The 20062-nt window shown below is 42.0% G+C and carries 13 protein-coding genes and 1 pseudogene; 8 read left to right on the plus strand and 6 right to left on the minus strand.

The window, feature by feature from the left end:
- Positions 1 to 53: 53 nt before the first annotated feature.
- A complete protein-coding gene (locus ACWAU4_RS05900) occupies positions 54 to 1676 on the plus strand; it encodes an ArnT family glycosyltransferase (protein ID WP_353613394.1) in 1623 nt (540 codons plus the stop codon).
- A 638-nt stretch (positions 1677 to 2314) separates the two neighbouring features.
- Here ACWAU4_RS05900 and ACWAU4_RS05905 read toward each other — a convergent pair.
- From ACWAU4_RS05905 to umuD, 6 genes and pseudogenes are all read right to left on the minus strand, one after another.
- Entirely contained in the window at positions 2315 to 2755 is a 441-nt protein-coding gene (locus tag ACWAU4_RS05905; RefSeq protein ID WP_011264070.1) for a hypothetical protein, read from the minus strand.
- Between the two features lies 1 nt (position 2756).
- Positions 2757 to 4748 (minus strand): hypothetical protein, encoded by a 1992-nt coding sequence (locus tag ACWAU4_RS05910; protein ID WP_281089249.1) that lies wholly within the window; start codon positions 4746 to 4748, stop codon positions 2757 to 2759.
- Positions 4745 to 6595: a hypothetical protein gene (locus ACWAU4_RS05915; protein ID WP_099458585.1), complete on the minus strand. Its 1851-nt coding sequence runs from the start codon at positions 6593 to 6595 to the stop codon at positions 4745 to 4747. The genes ACWAU4_RS05910 and ACWAU4_RS05915 overlap by 4 nt, the downstream gene beginning before the upstream one ends.
- The gene (locus ACWAU4_RS05920; RefSeq protein WP_099458586.1) at positions 6595 to 8124 is read right to left on the minus strand and encodes a tyrosine-type recombinase/integrase; all 1530 of its coding nucleotides are present in this window, start codon (positions 8122 to 8124) and stop codon (positions 6595 to 6597) included. The genes ACWAU4_RS05915 and ACWAU4_RS05920 overlap by 1 nt, the downstream gene beginning before the upstream one ends.
- Before the next feature lie 100 nt (positions 8125 to 8224).
- Positions 8225 to 8329: pseudogene (locus tag ACWAU4_RS05925) on the minus strand (Y-family DNA polymerase); the annotation flags it as partial.
- Positions 8330 to 8336: 7 nt separating this feature from the next.
- Positions 8337 to 8786 carry a translesion error-prone DNA polymerase V autoproteolytic subunit gene (gene umuD / locus ACWAU4_RS05930; protein WP_032081073.1) on the minus strand — a complete coding sequence of 150 codons (450 nt, stop codon included), beginning with the start codon at positions 8784 to 8786 and terminating at the stop codon, positions 8337 to 8339.
- 641 nt (positions 8787 to 9427) lie between these two features.
- On the opposite strand from umuD, the gene ACWAU4_RS05935 reads away from it, so the two are divergent.
- From ACWAU4_RS05935 to ACWAU4_RS05965, 7 genes are all read left to right on the plus strand, one after another.
- Positions 9428 to 10333 carry a 3'-5' exonuclease gene (locus ACWAU4_RS05935; RefSeq protein ID WP_208149039.1) on the plus strand — a complete coding sequence of 302 codons (906 nt, stop codon included), beginning with the start codon at positions 9428 to 9430 and terminating at the stop codon, positions 10331 to 10333.
- An 87-nt stretch (positions 10334 to 10420) separates the two neighbouring features.
- Entirely contained in the window at positions 10421 to 10720 is a 300-nt protein-coding gene (locus ACWAU4_RS05940; RefSeq protein ID WP_087504512.1) for a hypothetical protein, read from the plus strand.
- A gap of 316 nt (positions 10721 to 11036) precedes the next feature.
- Positions 11037 to 11987 (plus strand): WYL domain-containing protein, encoded by a 951-nt coding sequence (locus tag ACWAU4_RS05945; RefSeq protein ID WP_454290484.1) that lies wholly within the window; start codon positions 11037 to 11039, stop codon positions 11985 to 11987.
- A gap of 8 nt (positions 11988 to 11995) precedes the next feature.
- Positions 11996 to 14587 (plus strand): type I restriction-modification system subunit M, encoded by a 2592-nt coding sequence (locus ACWAU4_RS05950; RefSeq protein WP_454290485.1) that lies wholly within the window; start codon positions 11996 to 11998, stop codon positions 14585 to 14587.
- A 1-nt stretch (position 14588) separates the two neighbouring features.
- The gene (locus tag ACWAU4_RS05955; RefSeq protein WP_454290486.1) at positions 14589 to 15815 is read left to right on the plus strand and encodes a restriction endonuclease subunit S; all 1227 of its coding nucleotides are present in this window, start codon (positions 14589 to 14591) and stop codon (positions 15813 to 15815) included.
- Positions 15816 to 15829: 14 nt separating this feature from the next.
- Positions 15830 to 19096, plus strand: a complete 3267-nt coding sequence (locus ACWAU4_RS05960; protein WP_454290487.1) for a type I restriction endonuclease subunit R — start codon at positions 15830 to 15832, stop codon at positions 19094 to 19096.
- A 102-nt stretch (positions 19097 to 19198) separates the two neighbouring features.
- Positions 19199 to 20053 (plus strand): restriction endonuclease, encoded by an 855-nt coding sequence (locus ACWAU4_RS05965; RefSeq protein ID WP_025441415.1) that lies wholly within the window; start codon positions 19199 to 19201, stop codon positions 20051 to 20053.
- Positions 20054 to 20062: the final 9 nt, after the last annotated feature.

A 20062-nucleotide genomic window follows, 5' to 3' on the forward strand; every position in this document is an offset into this window, starting at 1 on the left:
CCGTTTAACCATGAGTGGTGCACTTATTATCTGAATTCGGGAGTAACAATTCTATGTTAACAAATAACCCTAACCCTAACCCTAACCCTATTAGTGTCTCTAGTAAGCAATATTGGCTGCTAACATTTATCACTGCGCTGGTCTTTATAGCGGTAAATGTTAGTTTTAGGCCTATCTTACCTATAGATGAAACCCGTTATATATCTGTCGCGTGGGAAATGTGGCTAGATAAAAACTGGTTAGTACCACACATAAACGGAAGTCCCTATGACCATAAACCGCCATTTATGTTCTGGTTGTTTAACATCGTTTGGTCTGTATTCGGAACTTCAGAAACAGTGTCGCGTTTGGTGGTGCCAGTTTTTTCTTTGTTAAATCTTTTTCTCGTTAATCTACTGGCTCGGAAAGTTTACCCCGATTCAAAACAGGCACAAGTCTTGTCCCCACTCATATTGTTTAGCTTCTTAGGGTGGTTTTTGTATTCGGGCATGATAATGTTTGATTTAATACTCACGGTATTCTATTTGCTGGCAATATTGAGTCTGTGGAAATACTCGGAGTCGAACCGACCAGTATGGATTTGGTTCACCGGAACTGCAATCGGGTTTGCGCTGCTTACTAAAGGTCCTGTTATTTTTGTGCATTTTTTGCCATTTGTAATGTTAGTTCGTATTTGGCACCCTTCGCCGTCCAATATTAATAAAGCCTTTTTCAAAGCAGTACTTTGGGCTGTTCTTATCTCTGTCGCTATTATCTTAATGTGGGCAATCCCTGCCGCCATATCCGGAGGTGAAGAATACGCTAGAGCAATATTTTGGGGGCAATCTGTTGATCGAATGCAAAATTCTTTTGCTCATGCAAGACCATTCTATTGGTACGTGCTTCTACTTCCTGCTCTTTTATTTCCATGGTTGTTCTTAAGTGGTTTCTGGCGTAGCCGACCATGGGTGGTCACTGAACGCGGTGATACCTTATGTCTTGCCTTATTCGCGATTATACTTGTAATTTTTAGCTGTTTTAGCGGTAAACAGATCCATTACTTATTCCCCACTTTTCCTTTTGTCGCTGTTTGGATTGCTAAGCAAGTTGATTTAAGAAAATTCAAAACAGAGTTCGCTGTAGTCGGTATTCTCATCCTGATTGTTGTTTTAATTTTTGGTTCACAATTTTGGGTTTCAAAAGCGTTTCGAAGCGCAGAGATTACTGATTTGTATCAAAGTTGGGGAATTCTTCCTCTACTACTTATCGGTTTACTTTTGTGGAAAAAAACACTTCCTATCGATCGTTTGGCATTGAACATTGGAGCTCTACTATTAAGTTTATCTGCGCTATTAGCCAGTTTGTCTCCTGTACTCAAGAATGTTTACGACGTAACTGAGCCAGGTCAACGTATCCATCAACTGCAATCTGAAGGGAATCAAGTCTCATTTATAGGGAAATACCACAATACTTTTGGATACGCGGGAAAATTGGAGATACCGCTACATCTAGTACCATCCAACCAAGCAGAGCGTGATGCATTTTTGAGAACAGAGCCTGGTTATACTGTCTGGATTCAACGTCATGAATCGAAAGCGCTAGAAGAAAACGCGATATACACGACCCCTTTCCGTGGACAGAGGCTGTACGTTATCGAAAATAAAGAGCTCGAAAAAGTATTACAAGCATCTAAGTAAGCAGTGTAACTCAGTAAGGCAAGTTAGTGATGGATGATTGGGAGTTAAAGGTAATCTTTAACACGATGGATAACTATAAAATAGAGTTGGGTTCGTACAAAGATCTGCAATCAAACATACTGGCTGAGTGGCTGCTTGCAGGGTACACAAAATAGTTTAGCCGTTTTTCTCTTGTTATGTATGACGATGACGGAATGTTTTTGAACTCTAAATTGCTTTCGCATGAAGCGTTTAACCAGCTAATTATCAAATGCTACATTGATAATTAGCTGGTTAACTTGACCATTTTGCCACGTCACTTTTAATGTATGGTTATACGTATACAAACCTAACGATTACTTCTGAAGTATCAGAATTTTTAGGTGAGAAGATATCCTGCACATCAAAAGACGAACAGAGTTCATTCTGCAATAACTAACAACTAACATCAGGTTCCCATACCTGACTTAATCCGTATTTTGCTAAATTAAGTAGAAACTCTAACGAACTTCTGTCCAGAAACGTGTTTTATAAAATGGCAGTCCAAACACAAAAGAACCAGCCAAATGAACCCCGAAAAGTTTTAATCTTTAATGTAAAAGTTTCAGACATTGGTGTCAGAGTCACGATCTTATTGTCCACCGACATTAAGGCAATAGTTATTGAGAGATCTTCACAACATTTTGTACATTAAGTTGTTCTTGTAATTCATACAGCCTGAACATCAAAGAACTAATTTGTGTTTCTAATTCTTTGTTTATAGTTTTTAGATCATCTCGCTCTTGGCGGTATTGCTCTTTAAGTTTGACTTCTTTCTTCATTCTGGCTTTATGCTTTTCTTTCTCAGTTAGATTCTGCTTGTTTTGTAATAGTTTCGCTTTGACGGGATCGTAATTAGCGTTAAACGACTCAATGGCTGGGTTTGCTTCATTTTCAATAAAATCTTTAAATTTGTGTATGTAACTGTTACCAAGTCCAGCTTCGTTATTTATTTTATTAAGGGTTAATTTACCTGAAGGTGAAACATTTTGTGGCTTGCCCGAAATTAGGCGTTCTAAAGCTGCTCGCAATCTCGCTAATGCTTTTCCTGATTTTCTCATATTAACCTCTACTGGTTGCGATTATGCCTTTGATATTATCCTCAAAGGCTGTGACTTTAATTCCATGGTTGATAATCAATGACTCATTTATTTTTATCTTTTGCTTAACTCCGATAAGTATACTTTTCATCATAGGGTCGCCATTATTCAAATCTCGAAATGTATTTATTAGCCGCTTATTTTGACGTTGAGTTCTTTTGGCCTCCTTGTCTGTGATTATCTGATGTTCGCATGGTTTAATTTCAGCGGAGAACTCGCCAATACCACACACTCTACTGCAAGACGAATTAGTGCAGTATCCGCCTGTAGGTAGCTTGACAATAGAAAGCGTGCCATTGCGAACTAGGGACTCAATTTCAGTCCGCGTCATATATACCTTGTCTCCAGAGCGTAGTTTTTCAAACTTATCCTTGGCTATTCGTTCTCCACCTAGCCCACTTAGCGTTTCTGAAGCGTTGTATATTTCATCAAACATATCGACTGCAATGTTAACCCCTTCTTCATGCAATAGTTGGATTAAGTCAGAGTCTAACAAGACATCTTCGAAGTACTGAAGTTGGGCGTTTTTGCCGTAATATTCGGACATGTTTATATTTCTGTGTTTATATTGAAACTTGATTGTTGACGTTGTTCCAAATCCATAACGCTTAAAGAATACTGCGAATGTTCGTCTAAAGTCATGAGCACTGATCTTAGGTAAGAATTGACCTTCTTTGAGTTCTCCGTGCCATGAAGGGTTAAGGGTATTGAATGAATCAACATCTTCTTTTGTTGCTTTAATATTTAGTTGTTCCAAATAAGACTTGAGGTTTTTTGAGCGTGCAGCCGTTGAGCTGTAGTTGGTCTTTTTAGAGCCTCCTAGTGTTACTGGCAGAAATACAGACTCTAGCACCCGTAAGGTTTTTTTGTACTCATCTAAATTGATCTTTTGTTCAGTGTATTGCTTGTTCACATCATCTATGTAGGTTGTGCGAAGATATGCTGTGCAGTCATAGGCTAACTCAAGTGCATCTTTAGATATGCGGTGTGTTTGCCATACTTCTTTTTTAGGAATACCATTGACTGTTTTAGTAGTTTCACCTTTCAAAAAGCATATGTTATCGCCGTGTTCTCCTTCCCTTTCTTCGTAACTATCTTTAGTAAAGCTATTTAACTCTCCAACTCTTACACCGCTAAATGCCAGTAAAACTATCGCACAGGGAGTCAGAATATTAGAAATGTTTGTGCCGTCACGAGTAAGCTTAAAATCAGGAATGTTATGACCTATCTTCCGAATTCTATTACGAGTCCTGTCGTTTATCTGGCCTAGAGAAGACGATCTGTCTTTTCGATTTTTTTCTTCGTCGTATATAGTCTGAATTCGGTTCATAAGAGCCGATATTTCATGGCGATGGGGGTGCAGTGACTCTACTGTTGAGATAGCATCATTAAGTATTTGTTGGTAGATATTCGTTGGAATTGCAATGTATTGCTTGGTTGGCTTTATACTTTGTATGTTTAAGCTTTTTATCGTTACAATCCTATGGCACAGGTTCAGGCTATTTAGCAGACCAAAAGTGGTTACTACATTGTTGATTAGTGTTTGAGAAAGGCTCCTTTTAATTGCTAGCTCACTGAAAGATTTCTTGAATTGCTTGAATATTCTGTCGTCTGATAGAAGGTTCCAGTTACACTCGCCAAGGCTTTGAACAATATATTTCAGCCCATTCTTCCAGTGTTGAAGTTGTCCGATAGTTGGATGCGTTTTGTTCTTTTGTTTATATTCATCCATGATGTATGCGAGTGTGGACTGAATGTACTTGCGGTATTTCATGTCAATCCGTGAAAAAGAGATACCTGTTAGACCACCAACGCCTACTTGAATAGCGCCGCTAAACTTCCACTTTTTATCAAAAATGTAGCTTTCAACACTGCCATCACTGTAACTACTTACTGGTATGTTTTCGTCATAATCTGGTACTGAAGCTAAATTATGTTTTAATACTGAGATCATGAAAACACCTCATGCAGATCATTTAGACTGTAGATATTCGAATACAAGGGGTGTGATGTTTGTTTTTGTAGCTCATAGGCTTGCTTATAATTTTCTGGAGATTTATCTCTAAATCCTCCTAGAATAGTTTCAATGGTGTTTAATAGTGTATTCATTTTCTTAGGTGGCATTGAGTTAATTGCAGGTGTTACTTCAAGCTCTTGTAATGTTTCCTTGAATGACATCATTAGCCATATATCTGTTACATCAGAGACCAATGAATGGTGCTCACACTCAAAGCAATCAAGAAAGCTGGTGCAAGCTTCTTCATCAGAGTTCATTTCAACTCCGATACGCTCTAGCATTTTATTTATGGTTTTTACAGCACCTTGTTTATTATCATTACAACGTATCCCTGTAGGGGTTCTTGCTTCATGAGACCTGTTAGAGCCCTCTCTCAGTGCTTCATACTCATAATGATCAAGAATGTTTGAATGTTTGTATTTAGCCTCTTCAACTGCGGTGTTGATATCAACGCCTTTAGCGTTGGAAAATTTAGCATCCATTGCCGCATTTAATTTTTTTTCGTGCTCTCCAGATGTCCCATGTAAATACTGTGATGAAACAACTTTAATGCTGTTGTTTGCCGACATTGCAACAAGATAAACAGACTCTGTTGCTTGAAACAGAGTGTCCATTTTGGTTTTTCTGAGTATTGAAGGGGTTATTTTAGGGAAGTCCAGTCTGGTCAATAGTTTGTTGATGCTTGCATGGGGGGAACTACCTATTTCAGAGTAAAGCTTTATCTGACCATCTTTACTATAGTAGGGGAAGAGAGGGCTGTTGCTATCACCATTTGCCATGCTTTTAGCTACATTTAACCAGCTTTCAATGAAGTCCTTTGCGTGTTTACTGAAACCAAGTGCGTTATCTTGCTCTTGGTGTTGAGCTCTACCTTTCACGGAATCCAGAATGTACTTTCCACCCTGCACCTCTTTGAAATTAACGTCTGAAATTTTCATCTTAGCTAAAGGCGTTGTATTCATTCCCGTAAACAAATAGCACAGCATCATTGCTATTTTTGTGATGGGGTTGTTTTTATGCCCTGAGCTGGGTTGTACTGCTCTTGAAAACGCAGCAAAATGGGCAACTCTGTCACTGCCTTTTATCCCTTTTTTTTGGGCTATTAGTTCTAGCAATTCTTTATCATAAAGCGGATGTTTTTCAGGCATTGTGCCAGCATTATAGTGTTCTAAAAGCTTAAAGTACGAGTTAAACAACCTTTTTGTGATCGGTTTTAATTCTCTCTCAATATCAAGACTTTTGTGGGGTGTCGTGTGTCCTGAAACATTTGATATTTTAGGAAGTCTTTTGGTATCCTGCGTCCTATTTAATTGCTTTAAAAGCCATGAAATATTTGTTCTGTGCCTCCCCCAGACAGGTCGAGAAAGTAATCCCTTACTGTTTTGCCTCCCACACCATGTCATGAATCCATCAATTAGTTCCCAGTGAAACATGTCTTTATCGATTAATTCAGTGTCGTTACTATCATCCACCCACCTAACGTATTTTATTAGCGTTTCATATCTAGAGGCTGTGGTAGAGGTGGCGTTCTCACTTAGCAAAGAGTATATTTGACGCACAAAACTGCTTCGTTTCATGTCAGTGAACTGACTAGTTTCAACCTTTCTGAAACCTCGAAACAATACTGGACAGGATTTAAAAGCAAACCTTTCAAAACGAAGAATACTGCCGTTTACACATATAACCATATCGGCTAAATGTAAGGTTTTAACTTCGGCCTTGCCTTTTATTAAGTTTTTACCTGGAAGTAGATATTTTCTCTTTCTGGTATTATGTTTTGGCATTATTGGCTCTCCATACCACTTATATCAGCATCTTCAAATGCACCTATAAATTCAAGGATATCTTCATAAATTTCATCGCCTGTAGGTTCGTCTTGAGCGATTTTAAGGTATATTAACGTTACGGACTCTTCACCGTGCCCAAGGCACTCACTCACTAAAGCAAGTGCTTTGTCAGGAGTTACACGCCTCAAAAGGAGCCTAAAAAGTGATACCGCAAATGTAGCTCTAAGATTGTGTATAGTTGCTGTTAGGTTAAACCCAGACAATATATTTACAGTGGCTCTAATTTCATTCCATCTGGCGTTGGCCTCGGGAAGTTTAGTGAAAAGTGGGACACCAGTTTGGCTAATGAATAAATACTCTTTTGTATCATCTACTCCATCCTCCCCATCAAAGTATCCTAGTTCGCCTTTTTGACGCTTAAGTTCACAATGTTCTTTGAATTTCGAGATACGCTTCTTATATCTATCACTTCTAGTGTATTCGTACAAAAGGTGCATAATTCGGGTGGGGATGATTGTTTGCCTAGATTTATTACCTGATCCAGCGGTTTTTGTTAATGAGCCGTATTGACCGCCAACACCAAGCTTCATTGCTTTCTTATCTTCACCAGGCTTTGCCACTTGACCTTTGTGAAGGCTAGCCACTTCTTCCTTTCTAAGCCCTGTGTATCGTGCGACAAGAAAGAACAGGCAATATTCAATTGATAAGTTGGAAGTAGTTGTTTCACCAGCAACTTTTTTGATAACTCGACGTGTATTGGTGAGAATATCCTCTACGGCAAGCCATTCTTTATTTGTTAGGGGTTTTAAATCTCGTCTAGCTGATGATAGTGCGCCACCGTCATTACGTTTAGATTTTCCTAAATTCAACCGCAGATCTGTTGTGTGTATATCTTTACTCAAGTAGGCACCGATGCTTGTACTGCCTCCCTGATATTGTATAGAAACAACCTCGTGCTCAAAGGGAGGATTGTTAAACTTGTAGCCATTTCTGATGTGGAAAGAGTAAAACTTAACTACAGCACCCATATATGCAATTGCTGTAGTTCTGGCTATCGTATGGTTTGGGGTGTCAGGCTCAAGTACAGCCTTTATTAGAGCCTCTCGGTATTGGTACGTAGCTTTATCACTTTTTCTAAATGGGAATTTATCCCAGCTAGGTCTAGGCAGATCAATAAATTCTTCGTAAAGGTCTTCGTCGTATTCAGAGTCCCACAAGCGCTGTAATTCTAATAAGAATGAAAAGTAGTGAACTAAGCCTTTACTGTATTGTTCTGACTCTTGCTTATTGTCATTTAGGTGGTGTGCTAGTAAAAAGCGATTAACTTGTTCCATTGGTTCGTATGAGACTATATCGCCATTAGTGTTTCTACCAACCAAATTCAACAAAACAACCTTTTTAATATGCTTAGGTTGTTGTCGAGAGTATTTAATAGATAGTTCACCATTTTCATCAGGCGTAATTAGAGGGGTTCTATACGTGAATGGTTTTATTTCTGTTGTTTTGATCTCGTATACGATTGCCATGTGGTGATATCCAATTCATTCAGTCTGTAAACACAATAGTGGACATTCTCACATTGTCAAACGTGTATAGTTAGAGAGTGGAAGTAAAAGTGTATGGGTGATTGTTGGACAGCACCACAATCGGCGTATCTTTTAAATCAGGACGAAACAGCTTCTCACAACTGGCGTAAAAGTTGTTGCAGTCCACCAAGGCAAATACTGGCATGGGATAGTCACGACTTACGGCGCATGTTTCGCACCACATTGGTGACCACACCAAATATCTCTAACTCTGTCCCTTCAGGAATATGAATGGGCTCATACACCTGGTTTCTTGGGATCAGCATGACGCACGGCCTTAGTTGAAGCTCCTTTACCGTGAGTTCACCATGGATACCAGCGATGACAATGTCACCGTGTTCTGCTTGGACAGAGCGATCAACCACCAAAATATCATCTGGGTGAATCCCGGCATCAATCATTGAATCACCTTCAACACGCACAAAGAACGTTGCAGCTGGTCGCTTGACGCACAGCTCGTTGAGGTCGAGCGTTTGCTCAACATAATCCTGCGCTGGGGAGGGAAAACCAGCAGAAACACGTTCCATGAACAATGGAATACGAAGGCGCTTGGCTTTGATGAAGGCAAGTGCGCCGCTACGGCCTATCAGCGAGACACTCATGACGAACCTCGAAAAATCATAATTAATACTGTTTGTTTATACAGTATCTAATGCTATGCTGATTTCTACAAGTAAAATTGTAGGTAAAACTGTAGTTGTTCGAGTAAGACGCTGTGTTGTCGGTGATTTCTTTTTTGTGTTGAACAACTAGATGTGGGGGGATCGCTCGCCCTCGTCAAAGCCTGCAAGGCTTGGACATTACTGCTTCTGCCTACTGCTCTTGTTTCTGTTACTGATCCTGTTACTGCTACTGGTTAACGCATGGGTCAAGTAACCGTCAAACAAGGCTTGTTGAACCCTTTGCAAAGGGTTTGAAAACAGTTAGTAAAATTCTGCTTCGTATTGAATTTACTGGTTTAAAGCGAAGTCAGGAGCATCATTAAAATGCTCAGTCGAACGCAGTTAAAGCCTTGTTCAACCGTTTCAAAAGGGGTTGGCTAAGCCATACGTAAAGGGTATCGGTAAGGGTTACCAAAAGGGTTTAGCTAAGGCTTTCTGAAAGACTTAGCCAAAGCCTTCATACATGGGTTCACCCAGTAGAAAGATTAAAAAAACGCTTAGGTATCCAAGGTGCATTTAGAAAAACCTGTGGCACAGTGAAATCACCTAAAGCAAACAATAGAAGTGAAGAGGAACCATCAATGACAAGAGCCCCTGCGCCATTTCCGCTAGAGCGCCTGGCGGATATCCCAGAAAGACCAGAAGATTTTAGATTGCTGGAGCGTATTCCATTAACGCGTGAGCCGCAGTCCTGGCCACTTGAACTTTCTCCTGTGGTCGGTGATGAACAGCCAATGGTGCTGCTCGATACAGAGACAACTGGACTATCTGCTGATGATGAGTCCATTATTGAGCTTGGTATGGTTAAAGTGCTTTACAGCCCATCAGCTAAGCGGATTGTGTCGATTGTTGATGTGATCAGCTTGTATGAAGATCCCGGCAAGCCAATCCCCGAGCTGATTACCGAGTTAACCGGTATTACCGATGACATGGTGCAAGGCCAGCACATTGATGATGCAATGGTTGCGAGTTGGTTATCCGATGATCCGCTGGTGGTTGCACACAATGCACAGTTTGATCGTCCTTTCTTTGAAAAGCGGTTTGCTGCATTAGGCCATCTATCTTGGGCCTGTTCAGCCAGTGGCATAGATTGGAAGGCGCTGGGTTTTGAAAGTCGAAAGCTTGAGTACCTGCTGCTTCGCTTAGGTTGGTTTTATGAAGGACACCGAGCTGCGACCGATTGTTTGGCGATGGCCTGGTTGTTCCATTTGTTGCCCGAGTCCGTTGCAAACTTGTTGTCTGAAGCAGACAGGCGAACTGTGTTAGTTCGTGCGTTTGGTGCGCCGTTTGACGTAAAGGACTATTTAAAAGAGCGTGGTTACCGCTGGCATGACGGTGTTAAAGGTGCCAACAAACATTGGTGGCGCGAAATCAGCGAAGACGAGTTGTCGCAGGAACAAACTTACCTGGATGATTTGTATCATCGTGGCTCAGAACATGCCCACTATGACTACAAAGATGCCCGCAATCGATTTAAAGCTTTGTAGCTCTCTATAAGGTAAGCCTTGCATATTTGAAAACCTCTGGAAAATGGAAAGTGAACTCATGGTTTAACCAACAAGAGGAATCTTTCCATGTACCAAGACACCTACATTGAATACTGGGGCGAAATCTTCATCTCTGCCCGCATCATTGAATTTGGCATCACGTTCGAGCGCTTTCTTAAAGATCCATGGAAGCATTTGATGTCCTGTGGCCAAGAGTCTGCCCCAGACGCGATTGCTGAAGGGATGTTGCCATTGCTACCATCCCAGGCGGAAGTTGCTAGGCGCATTCGGGAAAGTGAGCAACGAGCCCAGATGTCTACAGAGTCGGACAAAGGGGTATCTCATCGTGGCAACATCGTGGTGCCATTGGTTCGGGTAGCGCATTGATAGCGGCTATCAGCAATGGCATGAAACAATGTCTTCACGCCCATACCTGAGCGGCAATTGCAATCTAGATCAAAAGTTGCCGCTCAGTCTTCCCTACAAAACAATTTGTGATAGGATGATACCTAATAAAATTAATTAGGTTGAAGCCTATTCAGTGTTTTATGGCCATCTGTTCAGCTTCAACCAGTAGAGATTGATTAGTCATTGCGGATGAAGAGCAGCCATGTGCCATGCCGTTCAATGTGATTACGCGATGTCGGTCCTTACTTTATAAACAGGGTTTTAAGAATCAGGTTGAATTGGATAAACAAGACGCATGACAAATGATGGTCTGAAACAAACAGTAGTGGCGAAGCCAGATAGGCTTTCGCAGATAGCGCAGTTGCCACAAGCAACCAGGGATCGCATTGCCCACATCGATTTCACCTTGTTGTTTAAGGGAGAAGCGGTACGGGCAGACTTAGTCGATCGCTTCAGCATTGCCGCCGCACAAGCAACGAAAGACTTCACCCTATACCGAGAGCTTGCACCAGGCAACATTGAGTATGACCAAAAGCTCAAGTTGCATAAGCGTGGTGAAGCATTTGAATCCTTGTTCGACTACGACGTTGTGAGAACACTGGCGACGATTAGCCAAGGGTACGGTGATGGCTTTACTGGAAAGGTAAAACCACCCCTTGCTTGTGAAGCGCCTTATCACCTTAATAAGCCGAGTTTATCTATAGTGGCAAAAGTCACCGAGGCCATACACAAAGGCAAAGCCTTGCGTATCACCTATGTGTCGTTATCGAGTGGTGAAACAACGCGTGAAATTGTGCCGCATACGCTGGTGGACAATGGCCTGCGTTGGCATGTTCGTGGCTTTGACCGCAAGCATGGCCCAAGCGGAGCGCCAAATGGGTTCCGTGACTTTGTACTTACCCGCATTAAAGCAGCGGTTGTGCTTGAAGATTCTACTTTGTCTGAAACGGAGCTCGAAACCCAAGACCGGCAATGGAACCGCTTTGTTGAATTGGAGTTAGTGCCGCATCCTCGTATTGAGCACAGCGAAGCGATTGAACTGGATTATGGCATGACGGGTGGCGTGATGAAGGTTGAAATTAGAGCAGCAACTGCGGGGTACATGCTTCGGCTTTGGAACGTCGATTGCTCCAAAGAGGCTCAGTTAAAAACACCCGAATTCCATTTATGGCTAAAAAATTATCAAACTTTATACGGTGTCGGTAACCTTGCGATTGCGCCTGGTTTCGATATGGTCACAGAATAGGAAATAACATGAACAAGCAACAATTAGCCGCAAAAATCTGGGAATCAGCCAACCAGATGCGTTCAAAAATCGAAGCAAACGAATACAAAGATTACATACTCGGCTTCATCTTCTATAAATACCTCAGTGACCAATTAGTTCAGTTTGTCACCAAAGAAGGCATGACACCTGAAGACATTAAAGCCCTAAACGAAGAAGACGCGGACACGGTCAAATACATTCAAGACAATCTAGGTTATTTCATCGCATACGATAATTTGTTTGCTACTTGGGTTGATCCTGCGTTCGATTTTGACGAGTCCAACGTGCGCGATGCGCTTTCTGCTTTCAGTCGTTTGATTTCGCCTACCTACAAAAAATTGTTTGAAGGTATTTTCACCACACTCGAAACGGGTCTTAGCAAACTTGGTGAAAGTGCGGGTAAGCGTACAAAAGCCATTAGTGATCTACTGCATTTAATCAAAAGTATCCCAATGAACGGTAAGCAAGGCTATGACGTATTGGGTTACATCTATGAATACCTGATTGAAAAATTTGCCGCCAATGCCGGTAAAAAAGCCGGTGAGTTCTACACGCCCCATGAAGTCTCGGTGCTGATGTCGCACATCATCGCCCACGAATTAAAACACAAAGACACCATAGAGATTTACGACCCAACCTCAGGCTCGGGTTCGTTACTGATTAATATTGGTGAAGCGGTCGAAAAATACGCAAAAAGCAAAGACAGCATTACCTATTATGCCCAAGAGTTAAAAGCCAATACCTATAACCTCACCCGTATGAACCTGATTATGCGCGGCATTAAAGCCAGCAATATCAAAACCCGTAACGGTGATACTTTAGAAGACGATTGGCCCTACTTTGATGAAAACGATCCGCAAGGTACTTATCATGCCCTATATGTGGATGCGGTCGTCTCTAACCCGCCTTACTCACAAGCGTGGGACCCAAGCTTTAAAGACAGCGACCCACGTTACTCGCGTTTTGGTCTTGCGCCTAAAACCAAAGCCGATTTTGCCTTTTTGCTACACGACCTCTACCACCTAAAACCCGATGGCATTATGACCATTGTCTTGCCCCATGGTGTGTTGTTCCGTGGTGGTGAAGAAGGCGAAATTCGTAAGCAATTGATCGAGCAAAACCACATTGATGCCATTATCGGCTTACCTTCTAATATCTTTTTTGGTACTGGTATTCCTACCGTTATTTTGGTGCTCAAGCAAAAACGTAAAAATAATGATGTATTAATTGTGGATGCCTCCAAGCACTTTGTTAAAGAAGGCAAAAACAATAAACTGCAAGCCAGTGACATCAAGCGCATTGTTGATGCGGTCATTAACCGCGACAGCATCGAAAAATTCTCGCAAGTGGTGAGTAAGCAAGCCCTGCGCGACAATGGCTACAACTTAAACATACCCCGTTATGTAGATTCGTCACCAGCCGCACAAAGCTGGGATTTACACGCCACTATGCTCGGTGGCATCCCCAATAGCGAAATTGCTGAACTGCACCAATATTGGCAAGCATTCCCGCAATTGCATGATGCGCTGTTTGTGGCCAAGTCTGCCGCTTACAGTGAATTAGCGATAGAAAAAAACGCGGTGAACGCCACCATTAGCCAGCACTCACAAGTCATCGAGTTTATCAGTGCTTATAACCAAGCTTTTGCTGGTTTTGATGATTATTTAAACAATACGCTTATTCAAGGCTGGCAAGATGTTAACCGTAACCAGCAAGAGTCTGAATTAAGCAACGAATTATTTAATCGCTTAGCACCCATTGCCCTTATCGACAAATACCAGGCCTATCAATATTTGAACAACCAATGGCAAGTTATCAGTACCGACTTGGAAGTGATGCAAACCGAAGGCTTCGCCGCCACCAAACAAGTTGACCCAAACATTGTGATTAAAAAAGTTAAGGGCAAAGACACCGAAGTACAAGATGGCTACAAAGGCCACATTCTGCCCTTTGATTTAGTACAACAAACCTACTTGAGCGATGACCTAGCGGCACTGGCAAAACAAGAAAACCGCCTTGTCGAAATCGGAAGCCTACTTGAGGAAATACTCGAATCACTAAGCGAAGAAGACAAAGAGCAAGACACAGTAAAAGAAAGCAAAGACGGCTTTGCCAATGCCGAAGTGGCCAAGGCGGCCAAAGCCTTCTTGAAAGAACAGAAAGACAGCAAAGTTAAATTTGAAAAGGAAAGCTACGAAGCCAAGATAATTGCGGCCAATAAACTCATTGATGAAGAAAAAGCCCTGAAAAAAGCGGTCAAAGAAGCCCAAATCGCCCTGCACTTAAAAACGAAAACCACCATCGAAGGCTTAACCGACCAGCAAGTGAACGAATTGCTGCACTTAAAATGGATAGCGCCATTAAGTCTTGAACTCGCCGCCATGCCAAATGCCGTGATTTCACAGTTGACCAGCCAAGTACAAGCCCTTGCCGAAAAATATGCGGTGACCTATTCGCAAGTAGCGAATGAGATAAAAACTACCGAGATCGAGCTGGCCGAAATGATGAGTGTTCTCACCGGTAATGAGTTTGATATGCAAGGCTTGAGTGAGCTCACTAACTTATTGAAGGGCGCATAAGATGAGTGTTGAAAAAAATATGCCTGAGATTCGGTTTAAGGGGTTTAGTGGGGAGTGGGATGAAAATAATCTAGGTGGATTAGCAGAGATTGTGCGTGGAGCAAGTCCTCGACCAATTGAAGACCCTAAATGGTTTGATAAAAGCTCAAATGTTGGCTGGTTACGAATCAGGGATGTGACCGAGCAAGATGGCAGGATTCATTATTTAGAACAGAGGATTTCAAAGCTTGGCCAAGAAAAAACTCGTGTTTTATTTGATCAGAACTTGCTTTTAAGTATCGCTGCAAGTGTTGGCAAGCCAGTTATTAATTACGTTGAAACAGGGGTTCACGATGGTTTTTTGATTTTCAAAAAACCACGATTTGAGCTTGAATTCATGTATCAATGGCTTAAATCATTTGAACTAGAATGGCAACAATATGGCCAGCCGGGCAGTCAGGTAAATCTAAACTCTGATATTGTTAAGAATCAGGTAGTATTTACACCCTGCGAACCAGAACAAACTCAAATCGGCAACTATTTCCAAAAGCTCGACAACTTAATCAACCAACACCAACAAAAGCATGACAAGCTCAGCAGCCTTAAAAAAGCTATGCTGGAAAAGATGTTCCCCAAACAAGGCGAAACCATCCCAGAAATCCGTTTTAAAGGATTTAGTGGGGAGTGGGAGGAAAGCTCAATTGGCGAAATTTGTGGCGCAACCTTTGGTGGTGGTACTCCATCGACTAACGATAAAGATTTCTGGCAAGGTGAAATTCCTTGGATTCAATCCTCTGACCTAAAAGATGGGATTGTTAGCTCCGTTACTGCAAAGAAATACATTACAAAATCGGCTGTAAACAAGTCTGCGACTAAGTTGATCTCTGGCAATTCCATAGCAATTGTTACGCGAGTTGGCGTAGGTAAACTTTCTTTGATGCAAGGCGAGTATGCAACAAGCCAAGACTTTTTATCACTAAGCGATTTAAAAATTAATTCACAATACGCCGTTTACGTTATATGGAAACAATTGCAAATTGAAAAAGAACAAGTTCAAGGAACCTCGATAAAAGGAATCACAAAGGATGAGTTGTTAGGAAAGTCTATAAGCTACCCTGATTCGGAAGAAGAGCAAACCGCCATTGGCAGCTACTTCCAAAAACTTGATGCGCTGATCAATCAACACCAACAACAAATCACCAAACTTAATAACATCAAGCAGGCCTGCTTGAGCAAAATGTTTGTTTAGCAGGGAGCACAACCATGACCACCTTTAAAACTGAAGCCCAATTTGAGCAGGCCTTTATCGAGGTGCTTACCCATAAGGGTTGGGAAAGCGAGATACTTAAAAACAAGACCGAAGCGGATTTACTGCAAAACTGGGCGAACATTTTATTTGAGAACAATCGCCAGCAAGACCGCTTAAATGATGTGCCGCTGACGGCAACGGAAATGCAGCAGATTATTGAGCAGATTAAAGAGCTGAAAACACCGCTTAAGCTGAATGGCTTAATCAACGGCAAAACCGTGGCCATTAAGCGCGATAACCCCGCCGATGCCTTGCATCTTGGCAAAGAAGTCAGCCTAAAAATCTATGATCGCCAAGAAATTGCGGCAGGCCAAAGCCGTTACCAAATCGTCCAGCAGCCGAAATTTGAACGCGGCAGCCCACTTCGCAATGACAGACGTGGTGATGTACTGTTACTGATTAACGGCATGCCGGTTATTCATGTGGAGCTTAAACGCAGTGGCGTGCCAGTAAGCCAAGCGGTTAACCAAATTGAGAAGTATTCCAAAGAAGGTATTTTTAGCGGCTTATTTTCACTGATCCAAGTGTTTGTCGCTATGGAGCCTAATGAGGCCAAATACTTTGCTAACCCAGGGCTAGATGGCAAATTTAACCCAGATTACCAATTCAATTGGGCCGATTTTAATAACGAGCCCATGAACCATTGGAAAGACATTGCCTCGACACTGTTATCGATCCCGATGGCGCACCAGTTGATTGGTTTTTATACCGTGGCCGATGATACCGACGGCGTGCTGAAGGTGATGCGTAGTTATCAGTATTATGCCGCCAATGCGATATCGGATAAGGTGGCTAAAACCAATTGGCAACAACTGGGTAGCGCGGCTAATAACCCAGACCGCTTGGGCGGCTATGTGTGGCATACCACAGGTTCTGGCAAAACCATGACCAGCTTTAAATCGGCACAGCTGATTGCTCAATCAAAAGATGCCGATAAAGTCATTTTTTTGATGGACCGAATTGAACTAGGTACTCAGTCGCTGGCGGAATACCGTAATTTCGCGGGCGATGGTGAAGATGTACAAGCGACCGAAAATACCCATGTATTGGTAACTAAGCTAAAAAGCACGTCCCCAGCCGATACCCTAATTGTTAGCTCTATTCAAAAAATGAGTAATATTTTTGAAGACGTCTCTAGCGATACAGAGCAGGATGAAGGCACAGCAACGCTCATAGCAACAAATAGCGCAGATATAGAAAAAATCCGCGCTAAACGATTGGTATTTATTATTGATGAAGCGCACCGTTCTACCTTTGGCGATATGCTGATTGTTATTAAACGCACCTTTCCCCGCGCCTTGTTTTTTGGTTTTACTGGCACTCCGATCCAAGAAGAAAATGAAAAAAACGGTAATACCACCAGTACCGTATTCGGCAACGAGCTGCACCGCTACAGCATAGCCGATGGTATTCGCGATGGTAACGTACTCGGCTTTGATCCCTATAAAGTGCCTACGTTTAGAGATAGTGATTTAAAACAAGCCGTCGCCCTTGAACAAGCCAAGGCGGGATCTGTAGCGGAGGCTATGGATAATCCTGCCAAAAAGAAAAAATTTAATTATTTTATCAATGAAGTGCCTATGGCTGGCTACAAAGACGCCAAAGGTAAATACCACAAAGGCATTGAAGATTACGTACCTAAAAGTCAGTATTTAAGTGACGAACACCAAGCCAAAGTGGTAGAAGATATTCTGCACAAATGGGATGTGCTCAGCCAAGGCAATAAGTTTCATGCGATTTTGGCGACTAACAGTATTGCTGAAGCCATTGATTATTACCGTCTGTTAAAGGCTGCTAAGCCTGATTTAAAAGTATCAGCACTGTTTGATCCTAACATTGATAATGACGGCAGTGGCGACCGTGGGCCAACGTTTAAAGGTGATGGCTTGGATGAGATTATGCGTGACTATAATGCGCGTTATGGCCACGATTTTGATTTTGCCCGCCATGCAGCATTTAAGAAAGATCTAGCCGCACGCCTTGCTCACAAAAAACCTTATGAGCGTATTCATACCGATCCTACAAAACAGTTGGATTTATTGATTGTTGTAGACCAAATGCTCACCGGTTTTGACTCCAAGTGGCTGAATGTATTGTATTTAGATAAGGTAATTAAATACCAAAACATCATCCAAGCCTTCTCTCGCACCAATCGATTGTTTGGCCCCGATAAGCCTCATGGTGTTATCCGATACTATCGCTACCCGCATACGATGGAGCAACATATTAACGATGCGGTAAAACTATACTCTGGCGACAGACCCATTGGGTTATTTGTTGATAGGCTAGAAAGTAACTTAGAAGCAATGAATGAACTATTCGGTGATATTACCGAGTTGTTCATTAGTGCCGGTGTGGCGAATTTTGAAAAGCTGCCAGAAGATGTTGAGGCGTGCGCAAAGTTTGCTGAACTATTTAAAGTATTTAACCAGCATCTAGAAGCCGCGAAGGTACAAGGTTTACATTGGGAGCAGTCGGTTTATACATTCACGACGGACGCTTCAACAGGCGAAAATGGCACTGAACATGAGGTTACTCTCGCCATTAATGAACAAACCTACCTGAGCCTTGCGCTGCGTTATAAAGAGCTCGCATCAAAAGGTGATGGTGGTGGTGCGGGTGGCGGAGATGTGCCTTTTGATATTAGTGGCTATTTGACGGAAATCGACACAGGAAAGATTGATGCCGACTATATGAATAGTCGCTTCGATAAATATTTAAAAGAGCTAAATCAGCATAATGATCAAGCCAGCATTGAACTTACGCTTAACGAACTGCACAAGTCATTTTCTTCACTGACGCAAGCTGAACAAAAATACGCCAAGCTTTTCTTACATGATTTACAGCGTGGCGATGCAAAGTTAATAGAAGGCCATACTTTCAGAGATTACATCAACACCTACAAAGACAATGCTGAAAATGCCCAGATTAATGCCATTGTTAATGCGTTAGGTTTAGATAAAAGCCAGCTTATTAGCTTATTAAACGATAGTGTCAATGAGAAAAACCTTAATAATTTCGGTCGCTTTGACGCGCTTAAAGACACTGTTGATAAGGCAAAAGCCAAAGTTTATTTTGAAAAATTAGATGGCCTAAGCATTCCGCCCTTTAAGCTCAATATTCGCATCGATCAGTTTTTAAAGCAGTTTATTTTTGCTCAAGCAGATGATCTCTTGAATGATGTAGTAGATATGCTTGATGGAGTAATGGAAGAGTCATGAGTAGCCAATCTCATTCTCTTTGCACTGTTAACTTGGTTGATTCTGCTATCTCAGTGAGAGAGTGGTCGCTGTTTTTACGAAAAAGTTTCCAGGAGGAAAATAATGGTCACATTTGATCAACTTATGCTCCCGCTAATAAAGGCATTAGTTAACCTTGGCGGCTCAGGCAGTATCGACGAGATATACGAAGAAGTTGTCGAGCTTGAGAAGTTTGATGAGGGTACTTTGGCTGTTCTGCACAACCCCGAAAAAAGTAGCCAAACAGAGGTTGGATATCGATTAGCTTGGGCTAGAACCTATCTGAAGAAAGCTGGATACCTTGAAAACTCATCTCGTGGCGTGTGGGCACTTACAGATAAAGCTAGACAGGAACCGGAAATTGATAGCAGAGAAATTGTCAACTTTGTTAGAGCTCTGGACCGCAAGCCTGAACAGACTAATGCTACGACATCTACTCCAGAACTGTCGTCCGATGACTCCCCAGAAGAGGCTATGCTTTGGCGTGAAAAACTGCATCATGTGCTAATTGAAGAAATGAGCCCGGATGCGTTTGAGCGACTAACACAGAGATTATTGAGAGAATCAGGTTTTATCCATGTTGAAGTGACTGGCCGCACGGGTGATGGTGGTATCGATGGCAAAGGAATTGCCCGAATCAACGGTTTGATGAGCTTTCATATCGCTTTTCAGTGTAAAAAGTACAAAGGTTCCGTTGGGGCTCCCGAGATCCGTGATTTTAGGGGCGCAACCGTTGGTAGAGCTGATCGTGGGATGTTTATCACTACAGGTAGCTTTACAAAAGCTGCCATTGAAGAAGCCAACCGTGATGGCGTTGCTCCGATTGACTTGGTCGATGGTGATCAGTTAGCCGATAAACTTAAGGAACTTAGTTTAGGCGTTAAAACAGAGTTGGTTGAAAAAGTAACAGTTGATCCTAGCTGGTTTTTAGGCCTTTAACTGTTAATA

It is taken from the genome of Shewanella sp. FeAMO (assembly GCF_053653955.1).

Coding starts and splice junctions, on each gene's coding strand:
- umuD (WP_032081073.1), bottom strand. CDS start 8,786: ATGAGTGTCTCGCTGATAGGCCGTAGCGGCGCACTTGCCTTCATCAAA.
- ACWAU4_RS05915 (WP_099458585.1), bottom strand. CDS start 6,595: ATGCCAAAACATAATACCAGAAAGAGAAAATATCTACTTCCAGGTAAA.
- ACWAU4_RS05920 (WP_099458586.1), bottom strand. CDS start 8,124: ATGGCAATCGTATACGAGATCAAAACAACAGAAATAAAACCATTCACG.
- ACWAU4_RS05950 (WP_454290485.1), top strand. CDS start 11,996: ATGAACAAGCAACAATTAGCCGCAAAAATCTGGGAATCAGCCAACCAG.
- ACWAU4_RS05955 (WP_454290486.1), top strand. CDS start 14,589: ATGAGTGTTGAAAAAAATATGCCTGAGATTCGGTTTAAGGGGTTTAGT.
- ACWAU4_RS05965 (WP_025441415.1), top strand. CDS start 19,199: ATGGTCACATTTGATCAACTTATGCTCCCGCTAATAAAGGCATTAGTT.
- ACWAU4_RS05900 (WP_353613394.1), top strand. CDS start 54: ATGTTAACAAATAACCCTAACCCTAACCCTAACCCTATTAGTGTCTCT.
- ACWAU4_RS05940 (WP_087504512.1), top strand. CDS start 10,421: ATGTACCAAGACACCTACATTGAATACTGGGGCGAAATCTTCATCTCT.
- ACWAU4_RS05905 (WP_011264070.1), bottom strand. CDS start 2,755: ATGAGAAAATCAGGAAAAGCATTAGCGAGATTGCGAGCAGCTTTAGAA.
- ACWAU4_RS05910 (WP_281089249.1), bottom strand. CDS start 4,748: ATGATCTCAGTATTAAAACATAATTTAGCTTCAGTACCAGATTATGAC.
- ACWAU4_RS05960 (WP_454290487.1), top strand. CDS start 15,830: ATGACCACCTTTAAAACTGAAGCCCAATTTGAGCAGGCCTTTATCGAG.
- ACWAU4_RS05945 (WP_454290484.1), top strand. CDS start 11,037: ATGACAAATGATGGTCTGAAACAAACAGTAGTGGCGAAGCCAGATAGG.
- ACWAU4_RS05935 (WP_208149039.1), top strand. CDS start 9,428: ATGACAAGAGCCCCTGCGCCATTTCCGCTAGAGCGCCTGGCGGATATC.